Annotated in this window: 1 protein-coding gene; it reads right to left on the bottom strand. The window is 37.9% G+C overall.

Annotated elements, in window-relative coordinates; translation table 11 throughout:
- Positions 1–4,956 precede the first annotated feature (4,956 nt).
- Positions 4,957–5,244, bottom strand: coding sequence for a hypothetical protein (locus FKN05_RS16325; RefSeq protein ID WP_170887991.1), 288 nt, complete (start codon positions 5,242–5,244; stop codon positions 4,957–4,959).
- Positions 5,245–5,547 lie beyond the last annotated feature (303 nt).

The raw sequence follows: 5,547 nt of genomic DNA, 5'->3' as shown, positions 1-5,547 counted from the left end.
CCGATCTCATCTGCAGCAGGGTTACAAATTCTACCGAGGAACTCAACAACCCCTTTTGCCAATACCGCTGTAGCTTTATCTGAACTCATTTTGTCCCTCGTTTGTATAACGCCGCATTAAGGGGCAGGCAACTCAAACCACTGAACTCAAACTAGCCAGCCGTAACCTTAAATGCCAACCAAACCAAAACTGCCAAGCGTTGACTGTCCCACTTGAATGCTTTGTTATGTAACTTTGCTAACTATTTCAAAGCATTACAAAGAACAGCATTACCAAATATCGTTTAACTTACATGAAAAGCTAGCAGTAACCCAGTAGAATTTGCGTGACAACGGCGAAACTGCGAGCCCTAGTTCAAAGAAAAAAATGACTACCACTAAACTTATCGCAAATCCACTTTGCCATTAAAACCCAGAGCAAAGACTCGAAGAACAAGGAGACGAAAACTAAGCCAATATGAATAAAACTAGGTTTATAAATTTGAAAATAACCAATTTAAACAATTACTTAAAAGTACTGAACATACAAACTAGAAGCTAAATTCAAAGCAAAAAAAATCATAAAAAACTTTAATTTTCAATACATTGCGGTCTTTTTCTCTACGGTTACATAACGCCGCATTAAGGGGCAAGCAACGCAAACAGCTGAACTTAAACTAGCCAGCCGTAACCTCAAATGCCAACCAAATCAAAACTGCCACGCGTTGATTGTCCCTCTTAAATGCTTTGTTATGTAACTTTGCTAACCATTTCAAAGCATTACAAAGAACAACATTGCCAAATATCGTTTAACTTACATGAAAAATTAGCAGTAACCCAGTAGAATTTGCGTGGCAACGACGAAACTGCGACCCCTAGTTCAAAGAAAAAAGTGACTTCCACCAAGCTTATCGCAAACCCACTGAACCATTAAGAACAAACGGAAAATTCGAAGAACAAGAAGACGAAAACTAAACCAATATGAATAAAACTGGATTTATAAACTAAAACATAACCAATTAAAACAACTAGTTAAAACCATACGATATGCAAAGTAAAAACACACTTAAAAGTAAATACACTTTAAATTTCAATCCATTCCGGTCTTTTTCTCTACGGTTACATAACGCCGCATTAAGGGGCAGGCAACGCAAGCCACTACGCTCAAATTAACCAGCCGTAACCTCAAATACTCAACCAAACCAAAACTGCCAAGCGTTGACTGTCCCTCTTGAATGCTTTGTTATGTAACTTTGCTAACCATTTCAAAGCATTACAAAGAACAGCATTGCCAAATATCGTTTAACTTACATGAAAAGTTAGCAGTAACCCAGTAGAATTTGCGTGGCAACAACGAAACTGCGAGCCCTAGTTCAAAGAAAAAAATGACTGCCACCAAGCTTATCGCAAACTCACTTTACCATTGAGAAAAGACTGAAAACTCGAAGAACAAAAAGACGAAAACTAAGCCAATATAAATAAGACTGGCTTTACAAAATTTATAAATAACCAATTAAAACAATAAGTTAAAATCATAAAACATGCAAAATAGAAGCTAACTTAAAAATGCAAAAGCATAAAAAAACTTTAACTTTCAATATATTGCGGTCTTTTTCTCTACGGTTACATAACGCCGCATTAAGGGGCAGGCAACGCAAACCTCTGCGCTCAAATTAACCAGCCGTAACCTCAAATGCCCAACCAAACCAAAAATGCCAAGCGTTGACTGTCCCTCTTGAATGCTTTGTTATGTAACTTTACTAACTATTTCAAAGCATTACAAAGAAAATCATTGCCAAATATGGTTTAACTTACATGAAAAGTTAGCAGTAACCCAGTAGAATTTGCGTGACAACAGCGAAACTGCGAGCCCTAGTTCAAAGAAAAAAATGACTGCCACCAAACTTATCGCAAACCCACTGAACCATTAAGAACAAACGGAAAACTCGAAGAACAAGGAAGACGAAAACCAAATCAACATGAATAAGACTGACTTTACAAACTGTATAAATAACCAATTAAAACAACTAGTTAAAACCATACGATATGCAAAGTAAAAACACACTTAAAAATAAATACACTTTAAATTTCAATACATTGTGGCCTTTTCTCTACGGTTACATAACGCCCAATTAAGTAGCCCGAAACGCCCTGACTTACCTTCCGCATTGCTCGGTAACACCAAACTCGACGCAAACCAAAAATGCCACGCGTTGAGGGTCTGCTTGAATTGTTTGTTATGTTTTACCACAAATGACTGATTTACATGGCAAAGAACTGCTTTGTTGGGCGCGTTTCAAGAAGTGAATCACAAGCCTAACCTCACTTGGCCGCCACAGGCACGAAACACCAAGCGTGTGAGTCCACTTCCCTGCCCAATGAGGCGACCCGACTTAGCTTCAACAAACGCCCTCTCTTTCCAACCAAAGCGCAGAACAATGGCAAATCGCCGAGGCAACTGCCAAGCCGAAATGCTAACTGACAAATACGCTCAAAACAACTTAGAGCCAGCGAAATTTGAAACCAGCCGCCACGACCTGAAAATGAAGCAACCCGCGAATATTGACATGTTTTACGGGTTGAGAAATTCACGAAATTAGGCCGACAATGCGGATTTGCTGAGGCAACTCGGACGAACTGCCAAAGGGACAAAGAACGGAGATCGAAGAATTTTAAGCCATTGAAATACAAGTAAACATAACGCCGCATTAAGGGGCAGGCAACGCAAACCACTGCGCTCAAACTAACCAGCCGTAACCTCAAATGCTCAACCAAACCAAAACTGCCAAGCGTTGACTGTCCTTCTTGAATGCTTTGTTATGTAACTTTACTAACTATTTCAAAGCATTACAAAGAACAGCCTTACCAAATATCGTTTAACTTACATGAAAAGTTAGCAGTAACCCAGTAGAATTTGCGTGACAACAACGAAACTGCGAGCCTTAGTTCAAAGAAAAAAATGACTACCACCAAACTTATCGTAAATCCGCTTTACCAATAAAGCTCAGAGCAAAGACTCGAAGAACAAGGAGACGAAAACTAAGCCAATATGAATAAAACTAGGTTTATAAATTTAAAAATAACCAATTTAAACAATCACTTAAAAGCACTGAACATACAAAAAAGAAGCTAAATTCAAAGCAAAGAAATCATAAAAAACTTTAATTTTTAATACATTGCGGTCTTTTTCTCTACGGTTACATAACGCCGCATTAAGGGGCAGGCAACGCAAGCCACTACGCTCAAATTAACCAGCCGTAACCTTAAATACTCAACCAAACCAAAACTGCCAAGCGTTGACTGTCCCTCTTGAATGCTTTGTTATGTAACTTTGCTAACCATTTCAAAGCATTACAAAGAACAGCATTGCCAAATATCGTTTAACTTACATGAAAAGTTAGCAGTAACCCAGTAGAATTTGCGTGGCAACAACGAAACTGCGAGCCCTAGTTCAAAGAAAAAAATGACTGCCACCAAACTTATCGCAAACTCACTTTACCATTGAGAAAAGACTGAAAACTCGAAGAACAAAAAGACGAAAACCAAATCAACATGAATAAAAATGACTTTAAAACCGTATGAATAACCAATTAAAGCAATCAGTTGAAAGTATCGGATATACAAAGTAGAAACTAAATTCAAAGTAAAAAAACCATAAAAACACTTTAATTTTCAGTGCATTGTGGCCTTTTTCTCTACGGTTACATAACGCCCGCTTAAGGGGCTGACAACGCTACTACCAAGTTTCCGCATAACACCGTAACCACAAAAACCAACGCATAATAAAAATGCCGCGCGTTGGAAGTCCCTCTTGAAGCGTTTGTTATGCTTTATTACTTATTGATTATATTGAACTTTTACAAAATTCATTTGTTCGCAGCACTTTAACTCAAAATGACAAACCAGCCTACTTTCAGCAATCATTGCTGTCGATAAGATCCCAAACAAGTTGAAGCGAATTAGCCTGCGGAATCAAGGAACAAATAACGTCAAAGGAAAAGACCTTTCAGCAACAATCGAACCTTTTTCGTACACAATTTATCAGAGCAGAGCCGGACAAAAACGCATATTCGCCGATAAACTTGCGCTAACCAAACACTGTCAGCAAGTAAGATGTTAATGAGATCCCAAACATGCTGAAGCGAAATAGCCTGCGGAATCAATGAACAATCAACACCAAAGAAAGAGACCTTTCAGCAAAAATCGAACCTTTTGCGTACACAATTTATCAGAGCAGAGTTGGCCGACAAAACACAAGCATCGTTCAACTTTTAATCGCCACCAAAAAGAATAATAAACTCATAATATCAATGAATTAGAATAGGAAAACTTCTAAATCAGACTAAGTTTTCCCATTAAAATTTATATATTGATTTTGCTGAGGCTCAATAAAGCATAACGCCCAATTAAGTAGCCCGAAACGCTACTACCAACTTCCCGCATTACATCGTAATCACTAAACTCAACGCAAAACGAAAATGCCACGCGTTGAGGGTCTGCTTGAATTGTTTGTTATATTTCAGTTCCATACAGCCACTGAAACACCAAACAACCTTTGAAAATAGTAAATAACATCAAAAGCTTAACGTCAGTTGAGCCAGATTTAGATACAAAAAACAATTAATTTTGAAATCGAATCAAGCTTACCCATTGATTCTGATGATAAATATCAGAGAAATAAGCCATTAATGTAAACCAAATCAAAAGAGCTGCTAAATGCGATTAAACAATAATGTTCGTTAGACATTGATAAACTTGATGTAATCAACAGCTATGCTTCACAAGAAATCATCAACCAGCAAAACACTCACATTACCACTTAACTTTTAAATTTGTAACACGTTGAATTCAAGAGAAATATAACGCCGCGTTAAGGGGTGAGCAACGCAACGACAAACTCACCGCATCACACTAAAAACTAATAAAATCAACGCATAACGAAAATGCCACGCGTTGCGAATCCCTCTTTAACGCCTTGTTATGTGTTTTTCCGCTCATTTAAAAGGTTTTGATATCGTTTTTCACCAATAAACCAAGCTATAGCATTTAACGGAATACCAATACCAAAAAAAATTATTGCCAATATAGGTAGACCAGTGAAAAACTCTTCCCATTGACTCTGATTGGTGAAGAAAGCCACACCCAAAAACCTACCGACAACAACCGCTCCGCCCATAATAAGTGTCTGAGTAAAAGTATAATAGATCAGTCCTTTACGCCTTTTGCTTTCCCATCTTTTAAACCATTTATCCTGAAACTTCGTCATCTAACCTCCTTGATGCCAACGTTGGTTTCATTAAGCTTAGTCATATGAATCGGATGTACTACTTTGCTATTAACTTTTACGAGAAATGTCCCAAAATCGCATTAACACATAACGCCGCGTTAAGGGGTGAGCAACGCAACTACCAACTTACCGCATTGCACTAAAAACTAATAAAATCCCCCTCTGGCAGGATAGTTGTCACTGTTAAAATTTAACCAGATTGGGCGGCAATGAGTTTATCGTGTCTCGTATCTCTACTGAAAGAAAAGAAGTAATACTCAAGAAGCTACTGCCTCCATCTTC

This window comes from Vibrio sp. 1-1(7) (assembly GCF_013048485.1).
Taxonomy (GTDB): Bacteria; Pseudomonadota; Gammaproteobacteria; order Enterobacterales; family Vibrionaceae; genus Vibrio; species Vibrio fujianensis.
The sequence above is the reverse complement of the archived record's forward strand: the minus strand, read 5'-3'. Positions and strand labels throughout refer to the sequence as shown.